The organism is Maribacter sp. 1_MG-2023 (genome assembly GCF_030547005.1).
GTDB lineage: Bacteria > Bacteroidota > Bacteroidia > Flavobacteriales > Flavobacteriaceae > Maribacter.
This window is the reverse complement of record NZ_JAUOPN010000026.1, coordinates 1-21,451: the sequence shown is the minus strand read 5'-3', so window position 1 is coordinate 21,451 and position 21,451 is coordinate 1. Positions and strand designations below refer to the sequence as shown.

Below are 21,451 nucleotides of genomic sequence, written 5' to 3'. Positions count from 1 at the left end.
TGACCGGGCTGGGGCTCGAACCCAGGACCCTCTCCTTAAAAGGGAGATGCTCTACCAACTGAGCTACCAGGTCAAAAAATCTTAAGAACGTTAACGTTGATTACTTATAAAATAAGTTTGAACGCTTAAATAAAAAAGCCTCTTTTTGGTGAAGAGGCTACTATTTATTGGTGACCGGGCTGGGGCTCGAACCCAGGACCCTCTCCTTAAAAGGGAGATGCTCTACCAACTGAGCTACCAGGTCAAAAGCAAATTTGGAAAATAATTCCCTCAATGCGGGTGCAAATATAAGTCGATTACTTTATTTTACAAACCCTTTTCAAGATAAATTTATTTTTTTTTGAAAAGCGTATTAATTAGTCCAATTTTGTACAAATGAAAAACTTGAAAATAGTATTGTTAGGGTATATGGGTAGTGGCAAATCTACCGTTGGTAGAATTGTAGCTAACCATTTGAATATTAAATTTTTAGATTTAGATGACTATATTGAAGAAGGTGAAGCGATGTCTATTGCTTCCATTTTTGAGACCAAAGGAGAAATCTATTTTAGAAAAAAAGAAATAGAATATCTCAATAAAATTTTTTCAAGTGAAGACAGTTTTGTGCTTTCTTTAGGTGGCGGTACTCCTTGTTTTGGTACTAATATGACCTTTATAAATGAAAAAACTGCTAATTCTTTCTATTTGAATGTGGGTATAAATGAACTTTTTGACCGCCTGGTAAAAGAAAAAAGTCATCGCCCGATGATTTCTCATTTACAAGATGAAGAATTGACCGAATTTATTGGGAAGCATTTATTCGAGCGAAGCTACTTTTATAATCAAGCACATCAAAAGGTGAAAAGTAATAATAACACTCCGACCGAGATTGCTGAAATGATTGTAAATAAACTAGTCTAAATAGACTCTATCGTTTTTTGTTTCAAAATGAACGTTTACATGTTCTTGTAGTGAGGTTGATAATGAAATACCTTTGTAATCTGCTTTAACCGGATATTTTTTGTGATTTCTATTCACCAATACAGCAGTTTTAAGTTGCTTTAATGGAGTTTTTAGAAAATGGTGCACACCATATATTAAGGTGGTACCAGAATTTAAAACATCATCAACGATAACAACCGATTTATTAACGAAATCGGCATCGGGCAATGACGTGGTTACACCGCTAGATAACGGGTCTGTTTTATCCATAGATAATTTACACAGTACAATTTTAGCCTCGGTAATCTTTTTAAGCTTAGCGACAATTTTTTTTGCAAATGCTAGTCCACCACCATCTATACCTGCAATAATGATTTCTTCTTCAGAAACATTTGCCTCATAGATTTGGTATGCGATACGTTCTATTTTATGTTGAATCTGTAAATGTGAAAGTATGGTCTGTTGCATGTGCTGTTCTTAAAGCAATAAAGATAGGTATGTTTTTAAAAATTTTGGTTAATCTTCAATTTCTTTACTTTTACTATCTGGTTCTGTAGTACTAGTTTCATCATTTTTGGTATCGCCATCTAAATACTCATCAATATCTCTTCTATCTTTTTTGGTTGGTCGGCCAATACCTTTTTTACGATAATAATCTTTAGAGTATTGTAGGAGTTCATTATGTTCAAAGGCTTCTTTAGGCGTAGTATCTTTTCTATATATGTCTACGAGTTTAGCACCAACACGACTTAGTGGTATGTCAAGAACCGTAAATTTATAATCGATTTGATTCTTGCGTACCATAACTTCATCCATCGGATAAACTTCTTTGCCTGGCTTAGCAGTAATACCATTAATTTTTGCATGCCCTTTTTTACAAGCAGTAGATGCAATGTTTCGCGTTTTAAAATATCGCGTGCTCCACAAGAATTTATCTATGCGCATTACAAGTTGTATTTCTTTGTTAACTTCCAAACAAAAATAAGGGAAAATTGTATCTTGCGCGTTCAAAATAAATTATTGATGAAATTGAAAAATGCCTATTTGCTAATAGCAGGTTTACTAATAATAAGTTCATGTAAGAACGATGATGATTCTAATGTTGAAAGTGTGCCGCCAAGGTTATTAAGTGAAGTAACCGCTGAGGACGATGCTGAAATTATAGAATTTTTAAAGACGCACTTCTATAATAAAGAAGAGTTTGATACACCATCAGAAGGGTTCGATTTTAAAATAAAATTTGATACTATTGCGGGTGAAAATAGTACTAAACAGTCTCTTTTTGAAAGCCCGAATTTAATTACCCAAACTATTTCCGTTGATTCTGAATCTTTAGGAAGAGTAGATGATGATGAGATAATTGATCAGAAACTATATACTTTAGTAGTAAGGCAGGGTATAGTTGAGGGTAAGCCAACTATTGGCGATAACGTCATTTTGAGATATGAAGGTTCATTTTTAGACGGTAGTTTGTTCGATGCTTCTTCAAATCAGCCAATACCTCTTAATTTATCTGGTGTTGTACGAGGATTTGGTAATGGTATGAAAAACTTTCAAACTGGTAACGGTCCAATTGAAAACGGAGATGGTACTATTAGTTATGAAGGATATGGAATAGGAGCTATTTTTATACCATCAGGTCTTGGTTATTTTGACTCTAGTACAGCGAGTGGCAATATACCTACGTATTCACCATTGATTTTTAAAATTGATGCATTCGAATTTGAAGCTAATACAGATTTTGATGAAGACGGTATACCTTCATTTTTGGAAGATTTAAATAATGACGGAAACTTAAATAATGATAATACTAATGAAGAATCAGAAGCTGCTGTTAGAGCTTATGTTGCGAATTACTCTGATCCAGATGATGACGGTGATGGTATTTTAACGATTGACGAAATTAAAACGGATGGTGTAATTAAAAAAGATGACGAAGGAAATATAATTTTTCCTGATACAGATGGTGATGGCACCCCTGATCATCTTGATAATGACTTATAGTATTTCACTTTAAAGCATAAAAAAACCTCTTAAGTATTCTTAAGAGGTTTTTTGTTTCTTGTGGTTTTGTTTACAATGCTAAAGACAAACTTAATATCAACTGGTCTGGTCTTGTATCTATTCTACTTGGACCTAGATTTGTTATGTTGGTATTAATGAAAGATGCTTCATTATCGCTAAATCCTCTTTCGTAACGTAAATCTATTCCTAGTTTACCGAAATTGACACCTGCACCAATATTCATCCCAACTGAAAAATCATTTTCTACATCATCAATAGTAACACCATCAAATTCGGTGTCTAAAATATATTGAAAACTTGGACCGGCAAAAACGTGTAAAGGTCCTACTAGGTTGATACCTAATAGTACTGGTACATCTAATTTACTCATATCAAAATCGGCTCCGTCATAATCAGACTTTGTTTTGGTGTATACCAGTTCTGGTCTTACATATACCTTAGAAGCTCCAAATTTTCCGAAGACACCTACATGATATCCCACGTTTCTATCTGGGTTTCTTGCAGCATCACCGGCAGATTCAAAGTAATCTCCGTTAGCGTTGTAATTTAATCCTCCTTTAATACCAAATCCTGAATCACCCTGTGCTATTCCATAAAACCCAGAGAGCGCCATAAAGGCAACTAAAATTGTTTTTTTCATAATCATTGTTGTTTTGAGTGAAATTGATATCAAATACAATACCAATTGTTCCCTTTCTCGTTATACCATCAGAACGGAGGTAAAATATCTTTATTGTTTACAAGTGTTTTTGGGTCAATCTCAATTTTATGAAGTTACATTTATCAAGATCATACTTTATTACTTTCAGTAACATCTTTGCTTTTTATTAAGTTTTTCCCCCACACAGTTCATTATATTTGCAGCTAGAATTAGAAAATTTGAAGTTTACACTACATAATACCGATTTACAATCAAAGGCTAGGGCAGGTACTATTGTTACTGACCATGGTACTATTGAAACCCCAATTTTTATGCCGGTGGGTACGGTAGCCTCTGTAAAAGGAGTGCATCAAAAAGAATTAAGAGAAGAGGTTAATCCAGATATTATTCTTGGTAATACCTATCATTTGTTTCTTAGACCTAAAACAGAGATTTTAAAGAAAGCAGGCGGACTCCATAAATTTATGGGCTGGGATAGAAATATTCTTACTGATAGTGGTGGGTACCAAGTATATTCTTTATCGGCAAATAGAAAGATAAAAGAAGAAGGGGTGAAATTTAAATCGCATATAGATGGATCTATGCATTTATTTACACCAGAGAATGTTATGGAAATTCAGCGTGTAATTGGCGCAGATATTATCATGGCATTTGATGAATGTACACCTTACCCTTGCGATTATAATTACGCAAAGCGATCAATGCATATGACGCATAGGTGGTTAGATAGATGTATTAATCATCTTGAAAAAACACCTTTTGAGTATGACTATGAACAAACGTTTTTTCCTATCGTACAAGGGTCTACTTATAAAGATTTAAGAAGGCAATCTGCTGAATATATTGCTAATGCAGGAGCAGAAGGTAATGCCATTGGAGGATTATCTGTTGGTGAGCCTGCTGAAGAAATGTATGGCATGACAGAAGTGGTTTGTGAGATTTTACCAGAAGATAAGCCAAGATATTTAATGGGTGTTGGTACGCCGATAAATATTCTTGAGAATATTGCTTTAGGTATAGATATGTTTGATTGTGTAATGCCTACTAGAAACGCTAGAAACGGAATGCTGTTTACTGCGCACGGTACCATAAATATCAAGAATAAGAAGTGGGAAGATGATTTTTCACCTATAGACGAAATGGGTACTACCTTTGTAGACCGTGAGTATTCTAAAGCGTATTTAAGACATTTGTTCGCTGCTAATGAATATTTAGGCAAACAAATAGCAACAATTCATAACTTAGGCTTTTATATGTGGTTGGTGCGTGAAGCTCGTAAGCATATTATTGCAGGCGATTTTAGAGCCTGGAAAGATATTATGGTAAAACAAATGGATAAAAGGCTATAATGCTATCAATAATAGATAAATACATTCTAAAACGGTATCTAGCGACTTTTTCGTTAATGCTTTTGCTATTCATTCCCATAGGTATTATGGTGAATTTGGCAGAGCAGATCGGTAAAATGATCGACAACGAAGCACCGTTGAATGAAATAGTAATGTATTATGTGAATTTCACGATTTACATTGGTAATCTATTATTTCCTATTTTTCTTTTCCTTTCCGTTATATTCTTTACTTCTAAGTTGGCGAACAATACCGAAATTGTTGCCATATTAAGTTCTGGAGTTTCTTATGGGCGTTTTTTAAGACCTTATATAATAGGGGCTTCAATGGTCGCAGTATTAATGTTCTTTATGACTATGTTTATTGTGCCTAACGCAAGTGTTGGCTTCAATGAATTTAAATATAAGTACCTTAAAAAAGGTAAACAGGATCGGGTGACCAACAATATTTTTAATCAGTTGAATGAGTCCGATTTTATATACGTTAGCAGCTTTGACCCCGCTAGACAGTTAGGTCATAACTTTACTTTTGAGCGTTTTGATGAGAATAATGAGCTTGATTTTAAAATCTCTGCGGCTAATATTCGATGGGTTGAAAAAGACTCTAGCTACCGCTTAACATCGTACAAAAAGCGAACAGTTTTAGGTGATACTGCAATTATTGAAAGTAAGCGTCGCTTAGATACTATTTTTGCTTTTGATATAGGCGATTTAACTCCCGTATCATATGTGGCAGAAACAAAGAACCTTTTTGAATTAGATACTTTTATTAAAGATCAAAGAAGAAAGGGTGCGTCTAATATTAATACCTATGTATTGGTGAAGTACAAGCGTTGGGCATTGCCATTAACTGCCTTTATCTTGACTATTATAGCCGTTTCTGTTTCTTCTGTTAAAAGACGTGGGGGTATGGGAGCCAATTTGGCATTCGGTATTTTGATTGCGTTTATATTTATATTTTTTGATAAGGTATTCGGTGTACTCGCCGAGCAATCGGGTTTTTCTCCTTTGCTCGCAGTCATTATACCTAATGTAGTTTTTGGATGTCTGGCATTTTATCTACTTCAAAATGCAAAAAGATAGAGTCCTTAATTTACTGCACTTACATTTCATTGTTTTTATCTGGGGCTTTACGGCAATTTTAGGAAAATTAATTACCATAGACTCTTTGCCGTTGGTTTGGATTAGAATGGGGATGGCGACGCTATTTATCGCCATTTATATTCTTTTTGCAAAATTTAGTTTAAAGGTCTCAAGAAAAACATTTTGGTGGTTGGTAGGTGGTGGTATTGTGGTAGCATTACACTGGGTCACCTTCTTTTTGGCCATAAAAGTATCTACAGTATCTGTTGCTTTGGCTATGATGTCTACAGGAGCTTTTTTTACGGCTTTAATGGAACCCTTTTGGTACAAGCGAAAGATAATAGGTTATGAGATTTTCTTCGGATTAATGGTCGTAGCAGGACTCTATTTGATTTTTAAAGTAGAAACCGAATATGTCTATGGTATGATAATCGCATTGATATCGGCATTTTTAGCAGCTGTCTTTTCGTTGATAAACGGAAAATTGGTGCAAAATCATAAACCATCGGTTATTTCTTTTTATGAATTAGGTGTAGGCATGGTTTTCTTATCTATAGTCTTATTATTTAAGGGCGATTTTAATATGTCATTGATAACACTGCCTCAAATGGATTGGGTTTACCTAATAGTGTTAGCGCTTATTTGTACCGCATATGCGTTCATAGCATCAGTGAAGATTATGCGAGTTTTAACGCCATATACGGTAATGCTTACAACAAATTTAGAACCAGTATATGGTATTTTGCTGGCTTGGTTCATATTTGGATCAGAAGAAAAAATGAAACCAATGTTTTATGTGGGAGCCTTAATAATACTCAGTACCGTTATTGCAAACGGTATTTTAAAGCAAAGAGCGAATATTAAAAAAAGGGTACCCAAGATTTAGGTATTAAAGTTTTATCTTTGAGCCGCAACTAAAGAAACTTTATAGAAATATGGAATATTTGGATTTTGAACTTCCAATTAAGGAATTGGAAGAGCAATTGGACAAGTGCATGGTAATTGGGGAGGAAAGCGATGTTGATGTTACCGAGACATGTAAACAGATTGAAAAGAAACTTACCGAGACTAGAAAAGATATCTATAAGAATTTAACGGCTTGGCAACGAGTACAGTTATCTAGACATCCAAATAGACCTTATACATTAGATTATATAAAAGCTATTTGTGGTGATACCTTCTTGGAGCTACACGGTGATCGTACCGTAAAAGATGACAAGGCCATGATCGGTGGTTTAGGTAAAATTGGTGATCAAAGCTATATGTTCATAGGTCAGCAAAAAGGATACAATACTAAAACACGTCAGTATAGAAATTTTGGTATGGCCAACCCAGAGGGGTATAGAAAGGCTTTACGTTTAATGAAATCTGCCGAAAAATTCCAAGTTCCTGTAGTTTGCTTAATTGATACACCGGGTGCTTACCCAGGTATTGAGGCTGAAGAAAGAGGACAAGGAGAGGCAATTGCAAGAAACATACTTGAAATGACTCGCCTAAAAGTGCCAATAATTGTTGTAATTATAGGTGAAGGTGCATCTGGTGGTGCATTGGGTATAGGTGTTGGTGATAAGGTGTTAATGTTAGAGAATACTTGGTATTCTGTTATTTCACCAGAATCTTGTTCTTCAATTCTATGGAGAAGTTGGGAGTATAAAGAAAAAGCTGCCGAAGCTTTGAAATTGACAGCTACCGATATGAAAAAATTGAAATTGATAGATGAAATCATTCGCGAACCTGCTGGTGGTGCTCATGCTAATAGACCGAAAACTTTTGAAACCGTAAAAAATAAAATTTCTTCTCATTTTGAAGATCTGCAAAAGTTATCACCAAAAGAATTGGTAAATCAGCGTATGGATAAATACGCACAGATGGGCGTTTTCAACGGCTAATCTACGTTTTAGGCTTCTTAAAAATATACCGAGGATTTTATTCCTCGGTTTTTTTATGTTATCAACAGAAAATCGTAACTTATTAACAGTCAATTGTTAGTCAACTGTGAACATCGAAACTGAGGTTTTTCACGTTAACTAAAGGTTAATTGTATACTTTAGCACTATGGAGAACACGAAACCTTTTGTCGCTCGAAAGATTGACAAATCTAATATTATAAGCCTTCAAAAAGGTAAAATTCCACCACAAGCTATTGATTTAGAAGAGGTTGTGTTGGGTGCTATGATGATAGATAAAAAAGGTGTTGATGAAGTTATCGATATTTTACACCCCGATGTTTTCTATAAAGACGCTCATAGATTTATTTATGAGGCTATCTTCATTCTCTTTGAAGAGTCGCAACCGATCGATTTATTAACCGTTTCATCACAACTTAAGAAATCGGGTAAATTAGAGATTTGTGGAGGCGATTTTTATTTGATAAAATTGACTCAAAAAGTAGCATCATCTGCTCATATTGAGTTTCATGCACGTATTATTCTTCAGAAGTTTATTCAGCGTAGTCTGATTAAAATTTCTGGAGAAATTATCGAGGAGGCATATGATGAAGCTATCGATGTATTTGACCTGTTAGATACTGCCGAAGCAAAATTATATGATGTTACACAAGGTAACTTAAAGCGTTCTGCAGAGACGGCTCAAGATTTGGTAATACAAGCCAAAAAACGAATTGAAGAGATTGCTGGTAAAGAGGGTATGAGTGGTGTCGCCTCCGGGTTCGATAAACTAGATAAGCTTACATCGGGTTGGCAGCCGAGTGATTTAATTATCGTTGCTGCACGTCCTGGTATGGGTAAAACGGCTTTTACCTTATCTATGGCAAGAAATATGGCTGTAAATACTAATACACCTGTAGCTTTCTTCTCTTTAGAGATGTCTTCAGTACAGCTAATTACAAGACTAATTTCTTCTGAAACTGGTTTGTCTTCAGAAAAATTAAGAACCGGTAAGCTTGAAAAACACGAGTGGGAACAATTGAATGTTAAAGTGAAAACTTTAGAAAAAGCACCTTTGTTTATTGATGATACTCCGTCACTATCCATTTTCGATTTACGCGCAAAGGCAAGACGTTTGGCCTCTCAGCATGGTATAAAAATGATCATGATCGATTATTTGCAGTTAATGACAGCGGGTGGTAGTCAAAAAGGAGGAAACAGGGAACAAGAGATTTCTACAATTTCTCGAAACTTAAAAGCGCTTGCAAAAGAATTGAACATTCCTGTAATTGCATTATCGCAGCTATCGCGTGCTGTTGAAACACGTGGTGGTAGTAAAAGACCTATTCTTTCGGATTTGAGGGAATCTGGAGCGATCGAGCAAGATGCCGATATTGTATCGTTCATCTATAGACCTGAGTATTATAAGATAGAAGAGTGGGATGATGAAGAACGTTCACCAACTCAAGGTCAGGGAGAATTTATTGTAGCAAAACACCGTAATGGTGGTTTAGAAAATATTAGATTGAAGTTTATCGGTAATCAAGGTAAGTTCGATAACCTCGATGATTTTGACTCTCCTTTTGAATTCCAATCGAAAATGAATGCAAATGAAGAGAATCCGTTTGCGACGAAAAACTTACCAAGTGCAGATGATGCCTTTGGTAGTAGTATGAATAGTAGTCCTGATTTAGATGAGGATAACGATGTTCCTTTCTAAATAAGAACATAATTATAAGTTTAAAAAGTCTCCTGTTCTGGGAGACTTTTTTGTTTTAGATCAATTTTTTTCAACAAATCTCGTTATTTTAATTTCAATAGCTTTAACTGTACCTTAAATAGTGCTCCAAAGATTTTACTATATCTTTGAGTGAATACTTTTATTATACTTTATGTCCAAATTAATAACAACAGTCTTCTTTCTTTTACTTTCTGTACAACTATTCGCATCATCGATTTTGATTCCGATGGATTCTGATACTCAGAAGGATCATTTAAAAGCATACGGAATTACGTATTGGGTTTTGGCAAAACAACAAAAAGTACAGTGGTTATTGAACTATCGTGGTGGTTCTTTTTTATTGCCAGATGGGGAAAGTATTAGAAAGGAATGTCAAATAAGGGGAGTGAGTTTTGAAATTTTGTCTGATGCACAAGCAAACGGAATACTAGATGAAATCAGTAGTCCTTCTGTTAATCAAGATGCTGTAATACTTGAAAAGGCTCCTAGAATTGCAGTCTATTCTCCAAAAGATAAGCAACCTTGGGATGATGCGGTAACTATGGCGTTGACATATGCCGAGATTCCCTATACAACTATTTATGATGAAGAAGTATTAGGAGATAAGTTAGCACTGTATGATTGGCTTCACTTACATCATGAGGATTTTACTGGTCAATATGGTAAATTCTATGGAGCATATAGAGCAACACCTTGGTATATTGAAGGGAAAAAGAATTCAGAAAAGTTAGCCAAGAAATTAGGTTTCGATAAAGTATCTGAAGAAAAAAGAGCTGTCGCTTTAAAAATTAGAAACTATGTTATTGGTGGCGGATTCATGTTTGCCATGTGTTCTGCAACAGATAGTTTTGATATTGCTTTAGCTGCTGATGGTATTGATATTGTAGAACCTATGTTCGATGGCGATGCTTCTGATCCCAACTATCAGGTAGGTTTAGATTATGGAAAAACCTTTGCTTTCACTGATTTTATCTTAGAACGTAGTCCGCTGAAATATGAATTCTCTTCTATAGATATGACGAATAAAAGGGGTAATGTACCAAAGGAATCTGATTACTTTTCTTTGATGGATTTTTCGGCAAAATGGGATCCAGTGCCTACCATGCTTTGCCAGAACCACACTTCTTTGGTAAAAGGGTTCATGGGACAGACAACTGCTTTTACTCGTTCTGAGATTAAGCCGACAGTATTAGTATTAGGGGAAAATAAGTTAAATGAAGAAGCAAGGTATATTCACGGAATTAAAGGAAAAGGATTCTTTACTTTTTACGGTGGTCATGATCCTGAAGATTACCAACATAGGGTAGGGGATCCTAAAACGGAGCTGGAGTTGCACCCGACTTCACCTGGTTATCGTTTAATATTGAATAATGTATTATTTCCGGCAGCTAGAAAAAAGAAGCAAAAGACCTGATTTAAATTTGAATATTGATAGAAATAAAAAAACCGTAATCAAAAACTAATGCTTTGATTGCGGTTTTTTTAACTTCTAAATTATTAGCTAATTCAGAATATAATTCAGAATATAATTCAGTAGTCTAGAATACTCCAATAAAATGACTACCTGTTGTATTAACCAATTCAGCACCTTTTGTTACTGCACCAGTTTCTGTTTCTACAACATAGATATTTCCGTTTTGACCAACAGCACCTTGAGTAAGGTAAATTTCTGTTCCTTCAACGACAAAGCCTTGGTATTGGAATAGGTAGAAATCTGGGTCGTAAGGAATGTCATCAATCTTAACTGCGGTTTTTGCATTTAAATCAACTAAAGCGAAAAATCCTTGTAAACCGGCAACACCTTCTGCAGATCCATTATGACGGTAAGCTACTACGGCTTTTCCATTAGCAGCTGGTCTCCAAGCAAGAATATACGCTCCTTCGATACCTAAAGCATCATCTAAATTGAAATCGTATGTATCGTCATATTCATTATCTGCATCAATTTTTAAAATATAAGAACCTTCAGGGTCACTTTGGTTAGCTTGGTAAACGCTTCCGTTATATTCAAAAGAATTGATACTACGGTAGCCATTCGTATTTCCATGACCAACTGTAGATGTGATAACTGACGGATTTAATAATGAAGGGTAGTCCAATATGATGGTTTTAGAACCTAAAATATCAAAATCGTTATCACTTTCAGCGGTAGCAGGATCAACTTTGCTTAAACGAGCACCAATATATAATTTGTCTCCTGCAGCATTTAACGTAGGCATATCAATTCTAGAGATATAATAACCAGCAGCTTCTTCTTCAGTACTTAAAGGAACACTATGTTCTTGAAATTCTTTAATAGAAGAATTTACCAAGTCTAAGGTTACTACACCAATGGTAGCTTCCGTACGGGCGTAGTTATCATTCTCGTCAAATTCATTTTCAGTAGAAACGTATACTGCTGCGCCAGTTTGGTCTCCATCGAATAATTTTATCCATCTTGGAGCGGTACCTACATACGGGGCAATACTAACTTCTGATCCTGAAGGGGTAAAAACCTGTCCGCCTTCAATAGTATATTTAGTATAATTTCCGCCAGTATCACCTGCGTAACTAATATTGAAAATCGTATTACCATCTTCAGAAGATTGTAACCTAGCAGTTCTATTAGAAGGTGCAATAAATCCATTTTCAAAAGGATCAATAGAAACTGTAGGGTCTTTGGCATCAACACTTGTTACTGAATAAATTAAAGTACCACCGTTACCATCACCCGGGTCTTCTCCCATTTTGGCAGCCGCTACTGTAATCCACCTAGGATCTTCCTCAACTGGCTCTTCTGTTTCTGGTTCTTCGGTATCTGGTTCTGGTGTAACAACAGTATCATCTTCGCTGCTACAAGCTGTCATAAGACTCGCTGTTAGAATAATTGCGGCAAAGGTTTTAAGATTTAGAAAAGTTTTTTTCATTTTTGGTAGTATTTAAAAGATTAAAATTTATTAATTGTGTAATTCAGTTTTAGGTAAAAAGCTCTTCCTGGTTTTTGTACAGAAAGGTTATCGTAGACAGGTTCATCGAATATATTTTTTATGTCAAAACTTGCTATAAATCTATTATTTGGAAAAGCATAGCTAAGTCCAAAGTCTTGTGATATTTGTTGGGGTACAGCAAAAAACTCATTACCAACTGTGTTGCTACCTTGTGCAGTTAGAAAAGAAAACTCATCAGTGAAATAGACATTGTAAAAAGCATTAAGTCTAGATTTCTTTTGAATTAAATCTTTGAAAGAATAGCGTAAACCTCCGTTCATGGTGAAAAAAGGTGTATTAGGTACATCGATTTCTATTCCTTGGTTTTCAATTTTTAGATCAAATCGAGATATATTGAAGTTCAATCCCAAATTGTTATCGTAAGCGTAATTTAGTTGAGCATCAAAACCTTTAGACGTACCACTACCTTGGTTTACATAAATTATTAATTCATCATCAACATTCAAAGATGTTTCGATAGGTAGACCAATTCGGTCTTTTATGTTTCTGGTGAAAACATTAGTAGATATGGTAAAATCATGTTTTTTAATATTGAAATTTCCAAACCTGAAGCCTAAGTTGAAATTCTCACTACTTTCTGGATCTATACTTGAGTTGGCTATAACATTGTCTCCGTCATTACCGAAAATCTCAGTTTCATCTGGTAATCTAATTGCTTTTTCTGCGGAAGCTAATAAGATGATATTGGGCACGATTTCGTAGGAAGCAGCAAAACCATAACCATCATACTTTTTATTGCTGCTCACTACTTCATCTACTACCACATCATTTCCGTCAGCATCAGATACTATAGCAGGGTCAACACTAGTTGTTTTCTGCTGATAATGCTTGCCAAATAAACTTGTTTTTAATTTTTCGTCAAAAGCAGTTAATTCGTAGGTTAAGGAGTATATATTCTTTTTTAAATCTCTTGTGCCTAAAAATGTGTTTTCTAATACAGATTTCAAGGCGTCGCTATCTTCTCTATCAATTCCGCTATATACATGATTAAATGATACGCTATGATGGTCGTTTATTGCGTAAGAAACGCCGCTTCTTATTGAGGCTACATTTCTTTTAATTTTAGCAAGTGTGGGTCCTCCTTCTTGTTGAGACCCCCAGGTGTATTGATATTCATTTCCTCTAAAATCAATTGCTCTTTCTCCGTTCCAGCTATAAGCCCAAGAAACGGTGTCGTTAACGGCTCGGTTTCTTTTTCCGTATAATCCGTTTACTTTAACGTCAAGCCCTTTTATAAATAAATTTTTCTTTTGGTAGTTGATGCTTCCTAATAAAGCATCAGATTCTAAAAACCTATCCTTATATGGGGTTATGGTCATAAAAGCTCCATGCTGTACTTCTTTATAATCATCTGATCCAGTAACACCAATAAAAAACTGGTCAGCCCATTTTACATCGGTATATCCGATTTCTGCTCTACCTCCTGTAGATCTATAAACATCATTGAATCTTCTTGCTGTAATAGGGGTTTGTACTCCGCCTAAACCAGTGACAACAACACTTCTGCCAGATACCTTATAATCATTGTCAGAGTAGTTGTGAAACAGAGATGCTTTAACTGTTAATCCTGATTCATCAAAGCGATATAAGCCATTTACACTGGCTTGTGTAGTATTGAATGATCCGTAAGATACAGACGCATTAAAATTCGTTTTAGCATCATTGTGGAGTACTATGTTTATTGCTCCGCCCAATGCATCGTCTGCTAAATGACCTGGTACCACACCTTTATAAACTTCAATGTTTTTAATCATTGAAGGTGGTATGCTATTTAGGTTGAATGAATTACCGTAAGTTGAAATAGGAATGCCATCTATAAATATACGTACCGAGTTACCAGACAATCCATTTAAACTATATTTAACCTCTGAACCTAAACCTCCATTTTGACGAATTTTTACTCCAACGGTAGTGTTCAATAATTCGTTGGTTTGTATATTTCTTAGACTAGCTTCTTTTGTTTTTATTGCACTGACAGCAAAACCTGTTGTTTCTAGTTTGGTTTCTTTCGATTTACCGTTAATGGTAACTTCATCTAAATCTTCTGTGGATTCTTGTAGGGTGAAATCTAGATTGACTTTTTTACTCTTATCCTTTATTTCAAAAAGTATAGAACGTGTGCCATAACCAACGAATGAAACTACTAGTTTGTATTTTCCTTTTGGAATATTGTTTAAGGAGTATAAACCATTTTCGTCAGTAAGTACGCCAAGCTTTAATCCTTCCACTAAAACACTGGCAAATGGTAAAGGATTGCCATATGTGTCTTTTACGGTACCTGAAACTGTTCCTGAAATTTGTTGTCCTTGAACAGATAAGAATATAAAGAAAACTAATGCAGTAAAGATTTTTTTCATTTGATTTAAAATAGCCACTAATCTTTATTAAGATTAAATCTAAATAATTTAGCTTTGCAAATCTAAAGCAGGAATGAGAAGGCAAGTACCGAGAAAGGAATTTAAACATACGCAAAAGGAAGTATTGAAGTGGGAGAGGAAAAGTATTTGAATAGCGAGTTGTTACAAAAAGAATTGCGGGTAGGTGAGTTGTTTAAAAATGGATTTATTAATAACTCTGTTCAGTTCAATGAAGTAGAGGTAACCACAAAGGATAATAATTCTTTTATAAGGGGTGCAGACTTTTCTGATACAACAGCGATTCATCAATTTGATTCTGAAATTAGTGTAACGAGTGACGAACATTTAATAAAACTTCATTTTTCTTTAGAGGGAACTTATTGCTATCAACCACTAAGACATATTAAGTATTTAGTTCAAATTCCAGAAAATCACTGCAATATGTTTTACTACCCAATAACCGAGGGTAGAGATATATTTTTTAAGGGAAATGCTAAGTTATTTGAGGTTTATGTAAAACCTAGTTTGCTTCAAAGCCTATTGGGAACAAAATTTGAAAGCTCTTTTGACAAACTAAAAGCAGCAATAACTAATTCAAATTCATTTGTATTATGGGATAAAAGTAAATTCATTCCTCCTCAAATTCGAAGTAATATAAATGAAATAATACAGTGCCCTTATGAAGATGAAATTAGAAAGACATATTTAGAAAGTAAATTGACCGTTTTAATGATAGATTTTCTTTTTGGCAGGCAAACTTCTAAGCTTTCTAAAACTAATATAAAACTGTTGAATTCAGATTATTTGGCAATTGTAAAGGTGGAAGCTCATATTAGAAATAACCTAAAAGAACCATTGAAAATCTTAGATTTAGCGAATATAGCCGGTTTTAATGCTACCAAGTTGAAAAGAGATTTTAAAAAGATATATGGCGTAACAGTGTTTAAATACATTACAGCATTACGTATGGAGGTTGCTAAGAGTTTAATAACCCAAGACGGTGCCACAATAGCTTATGCAGCATACGAAGTAGGTTATGCAAATCCGCAGCACTTCACCACAGCTTTTAAAAGAACTATGGGTTATGTGCCAAGTGAATTAAAACCTCCAGTGAAATAATTAGTAATGATGACTTTATTTGATAAGCATTTTTAATATATGCTCTACACCGTTTTCGTCATTACTTAACGTACTGTATTTAGCAACTTTTTTTACGTTAGGATGAGCGTTTTCCATAGCAAATCCGAAATCAGATAAAGCAAGCATTTCTAGGTCGTTGTTATAATCTCCAAAGACCATTACTTCATCAGACTTTAAGTTATAACTTTCCATAACCTTAGTTAATGCGTAACCTTTGTGCGCATTTATATTTGAGATATCTAACCAATTTTCTCCAGACACTTTTACTTTTAATTCATCTTCAAAGTGTTTAACAAACGGGTAAATATATTGTTCGCTACTTTCAAAATGATAAATGGCAATTTTGATGACCTCAGAATCAAAAGCTAATAGGTCATCTATAATCTCAAACTCTCTATAATATTCAGCCAGCTTGCTTACAAACTCATTTGACTTGCCGGTTAAATAAGCTTGATGTTTACCGCAAAGTACTGGGTGTATATTTGGTATTTCGTTTAAGGTTTTTAAAATATCTCGTACATGGTTTTTATCTAAAGGTGTAGCTAGTATTTCGGTATTCTGTTTCATGGCAAATCCTCCGTTTTCCGCTATGACAATTATATCATCTTTTATAGATGCTAATTTATCTACAATGCTATTGTACTGTCTACCGCTAGCAGCTACAAAGGTTATACCTTGAGATTTTAAACCTTCAAATATGTCAAAGAATTGATCGCTAACCTGGTGATTGGAGTTTAGAAGTGTCCCGTCCATATCAGAAACAACCATTTTAATCTTTGATAAATCCATGTAATTTTATTTTAATACAAAGATATTTCAACCAAGTTTAGTAATGTGGCTAAAATGCAAAGTTTTACCTTTATTTAATAATATATAAAGTATGAAATTATTTCAAAATGAAATCACACTACCGTCTTATCAAAGAGGCTTTCATATCATTACAGATGTTATCGTTAAAAGTATCCCTGAAATTAAGCAAATACAAACAGGGTTTTTGCAAGTATTTATCAAACATACATCTGCAAGTTTAACAATTAATGAGAATGCAGACCCTACGGTTCGTGATGATTTTGAGTCTCATATTAATATTATGGTACCTGAAAATGCTCCGTATTACAAACATGACTATGAAGGTGCAGACGATATGCCTGCACATATTAAGGCATCATTAATGGGTGCTTCGGTACAGATACCGGTAACCAATGGTAAATTGAATGTGGGTATCTGGCAGGGTATTTATCTTTGTGAGCATAGAAATTATGCCTCTGGTAGAAATATAGTGTTGACGTTGTGGGGAAATTGATTTTTGATTAACTTGAAGTAAAGCAAAAGGAATATGACAACAGAAGAATCTATTTTAAATAAAATTCAAATACTAATCACCAACCATTTTCAAACTCCTGAAATGGCCTTTAATTTTTTTGATAAGGATAATGATCAAAAGCTTACAAAGGCAGAAATTGTCAAACTCTTGAAAGACGCAGAAATAAGTGGATTCATTAGAGGTATTGTATCTTCAAAGTTAATTGAAGGCTATGATAATAATGGTGATGATTTGATTGATTGGGAAGAGTTTAAAACGGCAATATCTAAAATTAAAAAATCCGATTCGTAAGAATCGGATTTTTCAAAAAGTGAGATTGTTATTAATTTATTTTACCTGATCTACAACTGCCTTAAAGGCATCTGGGTGATTCATTGCTAAATCTGCAAGAACTTTTCTATTAAGTTCAATGTTATTAGCTTTTACTTTTCCCATAAATTGAGAGTAGGACATTCCGTGTTGTCTGGCACCTGCATTAATACGGGTAATCCATAATGAACGAAAAGTTCTTTTCTTGTTTCTACGGTCTCTATAAGCATATAACATTGCTTTTTCAACCGCATTTTTGGCTACTGTCCAAACGTTTTTACGTCTTCCAAAGTAACCTTTGGCTTGCTTCATTACCTTTTTTCTTCTGGCTCTTGAAGCTACTGCATTTACTGATCTTGGCATTTTTTTCTAATTTTTTGTAGTAGGCGTCCTTTTAATTTAAGGAACTTTTAAAGCCTAACTCCATGGTTAATAATTTTACCTGTTAAAGAGTTAATTACTTTAAACGTAATTGCTCTTTAATACTGTTAACATCTGCTTGATGAACTAAACCATCATGTGTTAACTTAAGCTTACGCTTTTTAGACTTTTTAGTCAAAATGTGACTCTTAAAAGCGTGCTTTCTTTTAATTTTACCTGTACCTGTAAGCTTAAAACGCTTCTTAGCACTGGATTTTGTTTTTTGTTTAGGCATTTTCTCCTAGTTTATGTATTAATCTCACTTTGCATGCTAAACGCTGCTCACAATGGTAAGCAGCGTTTAGTATATTATATATACAAATCGGTCGCAATGTTTAACCGAAGTATTATTTTATTTCCCTTTAGTTTTAGGCGCAATGAACATTGTCATACGCTTTCCTTCTAATTTAGGCATCTGTTCTACCTTTCCTAATTCTTCCAATTCAGAAGCTAATTTCAATAATAGAATTTCGCCCTGATCTTTATAGACAATAGAACGACCTTTGAAAAATACGTACGCTTTTAATTTAGCTCCTTCTTTAAGGAACTTTTCAGCGTGTTTCTTTTTAAAGTCATAATCATGATCATCTGTGTTAGGACCAAATCTTATTTCTTTAACAACAACCTTAGAAGCTTTCGCTTTCATGGCCTTGTCTCTTTTCTTCTGCTCGTATAAAAACTTTTTATACTCCATTATTTTACAAACAGGAGGGTCGGCCTTTGGGGATATCTCCACCAAATCCAAACCTAATTCTTCTGCTTTCTCAAGAGCCTGAGGAAAAGGATATACACCTACTTCAACATTGTCACCTACCAACCTAACTTTTGGGGCTGTTATCTTTTCATTGATATTATGGGGATTCTTATTTTCCCTTCTAGGTTGTGGTCTAAATCTTTTACGTATTGCTATGACTAAATAATTTTAATTAAACTTTCTATTCTTTAAACGTCTTTAAGGTACTATTTATTTCTTTGTTGACCAAGTCTGTAAACATAGTTACGTCTAACGCTCCTAAGTCTTCACCGCCATGCTTACGCACAGAAATGGTGTTTGCAACTTCATCATTGTCCCCTACAATCAGCATAAATGGAATTTTACTCATTTCTGCTTCTCGTATTTTCTTACCAATAGTCTCGTTTCTACTATCGATAAGGGCGCGAATTTCGTTATTTTCTAGGGATTTTAAAACTTTTTGAGCATATTTTTCATGTTTTTCGCTAACAGGAAGAATAATAGCTTGTTCAGGGGTTAACCATAAAGGGAAATTACCACCTGTGTGCTCTATTAATAATGCAATAAAACGTTCCATACTTCCGAAAGGTGCACGGTGTATCATTACTGGTCTATGCAGCTCATTGTCACTACCTTTATAGGTTAATTCGAACCTTTCTGGTAGGTTGTAATCTACTTGAATTGTACCCAATTGCCATTGCCTGCCTAGAGCATCTTTTACCATGAAATCTAACTTAGGTCCGTAAAAAGCAGCTTCACCACTTTCTATTATATAGTTAAGTCCTTTTTCTTTAGCGGCATTTATAATAGCTTGTTCTGCTTTTTCCCAGTTTTCTACCGATCCAATATATTTTTCTGGAGTATCTAAATCACGTACAGATACTTGTGCTGTGAAATCATCAAAGCCTAAAGATCCAAGTACATATAATGATAAGTCTATTACTTCTTTGAATTCCTCATCTAATTGATCTGGTGTGCAAAAAATATGTGCGTCATCTTGAGTAAACCCTCTAACTCTGGTTAGGCCATGTAGCTCTCCACTTTGTTCATATCTATATACGGTACCAAATTCAGCAAATCTTTTAGGAAGTTCTTTATAGCTAAATGGTTTAGCGTTGTAAATTTCACAGTGATGTGGACAGTTCATTGGTTTCAACAAAAACTCTTCATCTTCCTTTGGAGTATGAATTGGTTGAAAGCTATCTGCACCATACTTTTCATAATGTCCAGAGGTAACATATAGTTCTTTTTGACCAATATGAGGTGTAGCCACCATTTCATAACCAGCTTTCTTTTGTGCCTTTTTCAAGAATTGCTCTAATCGTTCTCTTAGTGCAGCTCCTTTAGGTAGCCATAAAGGTAAACCTTGCCCAACCTTTTGAGAGAATGTAAATAGCTCTAATTCTTTTCCTAGTTTTCTATGGTCACGTTTCTTGGCTTCTTCTAAAAGTGCTAAATATTCAGTAAGCTCTTTCTGTTTTGGAAATGATATACCATATATACGTGTTAGTTGTGGATTGTTTTCGTTCCCTCTCCAATACGCACCGGCAACACTTAATATTTTAATGGCTTTTACAATACCGGTATTTGGTATATGACCACCACGACATAAATCTGTAAAAGTATCATGGTCACAAAATGTAATAGTACCGTCTTCAAGGTTTTCTATTAATTCTACTTTATACTCATTACCTTGGTTTTTGTAAAAATTAAGAGCTTCTGCTTTTGAAACAGCTCTCATTTTATAATCATGTTTCCCTCTTGCAATTTCTAATGCTTTCTTTTCTATGGAAGGAAAGTCTTTATCAGAAATAGAACCCGTAGGAAGTTCAACGTCATAATAGAATCCATTATCAATCGCCGGACCTATAGTAAGTTTTACTCCTGGGTATAGTTCTTCTATAGCTTGGGCAACAATATGTGATGTTGAATGCCAAAAAGCGGTTTTACCTTCTTTGTCATTCCATGTATATAAAATTAAGCTCCCGTCAGTGTGTAATGGTGTGGTGGTTTCAACAATGGTATTATTGAATTTTGCAGAAATAACATTACGTGCTAATCCTTCGCTTATGCTTTTAGCAACCGCTATTGGGGTTGTATCTTTTTCAAATTCCTTAACCGATCCGTCGGGAAGTGTAATTTTAATCATTTGTGTACATATTATAGGGTGTCAAAGATAATATGAACTATTCACGTCCGCAATAGATTCATGTTATAATGTAGGGTATACGTATAGTATTGGCTATTTGTTGTTGATGTGGGGTATTGGGGTGTTGGTATTTGAATCGTATTCTTTGGGCATTTTTAAATATCTGAGTAGCTTTTTTAGTAAAATTCAATCTGTTTTTTATGTGCTGAAATGGTAAAGTGTTATTTATTAGGATGTTGCATTTTGATGTAAATATTTCTTTAATTTTATTTAAATAAATAGTTGCGGTTTTAAGAATAGTGTGTACATTTGCACCCCGCAAACGAGGAAGATAAGTTCTGAATCGTTAGTTGGAAAAAGGTTCATA

At 34.6% G+C, this 21,451-nt stretch carries 21 protein-coding genes and 2 tRNA genes; 11 read left to right on the top strand and 12 right to left on the bottom strand.

Annotated features, from left to right (window positions below):
• Positions 1-73 (bottom strand) — tRNA-Lys (locus Q4500_RS18300).
• 95 nt (positions 74-168) lie between these two features.
• Positions 169-244 (bottom strand) — tRNA-Lys (locus Q4500_RS18295).
• Positions 245-375: 131 nt separating this feature from the next.
• Here Q4500_RS18295 and Q4500_RS18290 point away from each other — a divergent pair.
• Positions 376-900, top strand: a complete 525-nt coding sequence (locus Q4500_RS18290) for a shikimate kinase (protein WP_303601007.1) — start codon at positions 376-378, stop codon at positions 898-900.
• Here the strand turns inward: Q4500_RS18290 and Q4500_RS18285 are convergent.
• Both Q4500_RS18285 and Q4500_RS18280 read right to left on the bottom strand, forming a co-directional pair.
• Complete coding sequence (locus Q4500_RS18285; RefSeq protein ID WP_303601006.1) at positions 892-1,389, bottom strand: phosphoribosyltransferase family protein; 498 nt, start codon at positions 1,387-1,389, stop codon at positions 892-894. The two genes, Q4500_RS18290 and Q4500_RS18285, sit on opposite strands and share 9 nt — an antisense overlap.
• A 48-nt stretch (positions 1,390-1,437) precedes the next feature.
• On the bottom strand, positions 1,438-1,866 hold the full coding sequence (locus Q4500_RS18280; RefSeq protein ID WP_303601005.1) for an RNA-binding S4 domain-containing protein: 429 nt from the start codon (positions 1,864-1,866) through the stop codon (positions 1,438-1,440).
• 78 nt (positions 1,867-1,944) lie between these two features.
• Here Q4500_RS18280 and Q4500_RS18275 point away from each other — a divergent pair, with 78 nt between their 5' ends.
• Positions 1,945-2,925, top strand: coding sequence for an FKBP-type peptidyl-prolyl cis-trans isomerase (locus Q4500_RS18275; protein WP_303601004.1), 981 nt, complete (start codon positions 1,945-1,947; stop codon positions 2,923-2,925).
• A gap of 70 nt (positions 2,926-2,995) precedes the next feature.
• On the opposite strand, the gene Q4500_RS18270 is transcribed toward Q4500_RS18275, so the two are convergent.
• Positions 2,996-3,586: a porin family protein gene (locus Q4500_RS18270; protein WP_303601003.1), complete on the bottom strand. Its 591-nt coding sequence runs from the start codon at positions 3,584-3,586 to the stop codon at positions 2,996-2,998.
• Positions 3,587-3,825: 239 nt separating this feature from the next.
• Here Q4500_RS18270 and tgt point away from each other — a divergent pair, with 239 nt between their 5' ends.
• The 6 genes from tgt (at position 3,826) to Q4500_RS18240 (ending at position 11,079) form a co-directional block, all read left to right on the top strand.
• Positions 3,826-4,956, top strand: a complete 1,131-nt coding sequence (gene tgt / locus Q4500_RS18265) for a tRNA guanosine(34) transglycosylase Tgt (RefSeq protein WP_299801285.1) — start codon at positions 3,826-3,828, stop codon at positions 4,954-4,956.
• Complete coding sequence (locus Q4500_RS18260) at positions 4,956-6,038, top strand: LptF/LptG family permease (RefSeq protein WP_073247465.1); 1,083 nt, start codon at positions 4,956-4,958, stop codon at positions 6,036-6,038. Before tgt ends, Q4500_RS18260 begins: the two co-directional genes overlap by 1 nt.
• On the top strand, positions 6,025-6,924 hold the full coding sequence (locus tag Q4500_RS18255) for a DMT family transporter (protein WP_299801286.1): 900 nt from the start codon (positions 6,025-6,027) through the stop codon (positions 6,922-6,924). The genes Q4500_RS18260 and Q4500_RS18255 overlap by 14 nt, the downstream gene beginning before the upstream one ends.
• A gap of 49 nt (positions 6,925-6,973) precedes the next feature.
• Complete coding sequence (locus Q4500_RS18250; protein ID WP_299801287.1) at positions 6,974-7,927, top strand: acetyl-CoA carboxylase carboxyltransferase subunit alpha; 954 nt, start codon at positions 6,974-6,976, stop codon at positions 7,925-7,927.
• 166 nt (positions 7,928-8,093) lie between these two features.
• Positions 8,094-9,644 (top strand): replicative DNA helicase, encoded by a 1,551-nt coding sequence (gene dnaB, locus Q4500_RS18245; RefSeq protein WP_073247471.1) that lies wholly within the window; start codon positions 8,094-8,096, stop codon positions 9,642-9,644.
• 172 nt (positions 9,645-9,816) lie between these two features.
• Positions 9,817-11,079: an asparagine synthetase B gene (locus Q4500_RS18240; protein WP_303601002.1), complete on the top strand. Its 1,263-nt coding sequence runs from the start codon at positions 9,817-9,819 to the stop codon at positions 11,077-11,079.
• Between the two features lie 124 nt (positions 11,080-11,203).
• Here the strand turns inward: Q4500_RS18240 and Q4500_RS18235 are convergent, their stop codons facing one another.
• On the bottom strand, positions 11,204-12,571 hold the full coding sequence (locus Q4500_RS18235; protein ID WP_303601001.1) for a hypothetical protein: 1,368 nt from the start codon (positions 12,569-12,571) through the stop codon (positions 11,204-11,206).
• 20 nt (positions 12,572-12,591) lie between these two features.
• Positions 12,592-15,009, bottom strand: coding sequence for a TonB-dependent receptor (locus Q4500_RS18230; RefSeq protein ID WP_303601000.1), 2,418 nt, complete (start codon positions 15,007-15,009; stop codon positions 12,592-12,594).
• A 129-nt stretch (positions 15,010-15,138) separates the two neighbouring features.
• On the opposite strand from Q4500_RS18230, the gene Q4500_RS18225 reads away from it, so the two are divergent.
• Positions 15,139-16,128: an AraC family transcriptional regulator gene (locus Q4500_RS18225; RefSeq protein ID WP_303600999.1), complete on the top strand. Its 990-nt coding sequence runs from the start codon at positions 15,139-15,141 to the stop codon at positions 16,126-16,128.
• 15 nt (positions 16,129-16,143) lie between these two features.
• Here the strand turns inward: Q4500_RS18225 and Q4500_RS18220 are convergent, their stop codons facing one another.
• Complete coding sequence (locus Q4500_RS18220) at positions 16,144-16,938, bottom strand: HAD family hydrolase (RefSeq protein WP_303600998.1); 795 nt, start codon at positions 16,936-16,938, stop codon at positions 16,144-16,146.
• Between the two features lie 91 nt (positions 16,939-17,029).
• Between Q4500_RS18220 and Q4500_RS18215 the strand changes: the two genes are divergently transcribed.
• Together Q4500_RS18215 and Q4500_RS18210 are read left to right on the top strand one after the other, a co-directional pair.
• On the top strand, positions 17,030-17,452 hold the full coding sequence (locus tag Q4500_RS18215) for a secondary thiamine-phosphate synthase enzyme YjbQ (RefSeq protein WP_299801293.1): 423 nt from the start codon (positions 17,030-17,032) through the stop codon (positions 17,450-17,452).
• Between the two features lie 33 nt (positions 17,453-17,485).
• Positions 17,486-17,764 (top strand): EF-hand domain-containing protein, encoded by a 279-nt coding sequence (locus Q4500_RS18210; RefSeq protein ID WP_303600997.1) that lies wholly within the window; start codon positions 17,486-17,488, stop codon positions 17,762-17,764.
• 36 nt (positions 17,765-17,800) lie between these two features.
• Here the strand turns inward: Q4500_RS18210 and rplT are convergent, their stop codons facing one another.
• The 4 genes from rplT to thrS all read right to left on the bottom strand — a co-directional run bounded on the left by rplT (position 17,801) and on the right by thrS (position 21,084).
• Entirely contained in the window at positions 17,801-18,145 is a 345-nt protein-coding gene (gene rplT / locus Q4500_RS18205; protein WP_027064529.1) for a 50S ribosomal protein L20, read from the bottom strand.
• Between the two features lie 94 nt (positions 18,146-18,239).
• On the bottom strand, positions 18,240-18,437 hold the full coding sequence (gene rpmI / locus Q4500_RS18200) for a 50S ribosomal protein L35 (protein WP_027064530.1): 198 nt from the start codon (positions 18,435-18,437) through the stop codon (positions 18,240-18,242).
• A gap of 117 nt (positions 18,438-18,554) precedes the next feature.
• Positions 18,555-19,106 carry a translation initiation factor IF-3 gene (gene infC, locus Q4500_RS18195; RefSeq protein ID WP_073247488.1) on the bottom strand — a complete coding sequence of 184 codons (552 nt, stop codon included), beginning with the start codon at positions 19,104-19,106 and terminating at the stop codon, positions 18,555-18,557.
• A gap of 31 nt (positions 19,107-19,137) precedes the next feature.
• Entirely contained in the window at positions 19,138-21,084 is a 1,947-nt protein-coding gene (thrS, locus tag Q4500_RS18190) for a threonine--tRNA ligase (RefSeq protein WP_303600996.1), read from the bottom strand.
• Between the last annotated feature and the right edge of the window lie 367 nt (positions 21,085-21,451).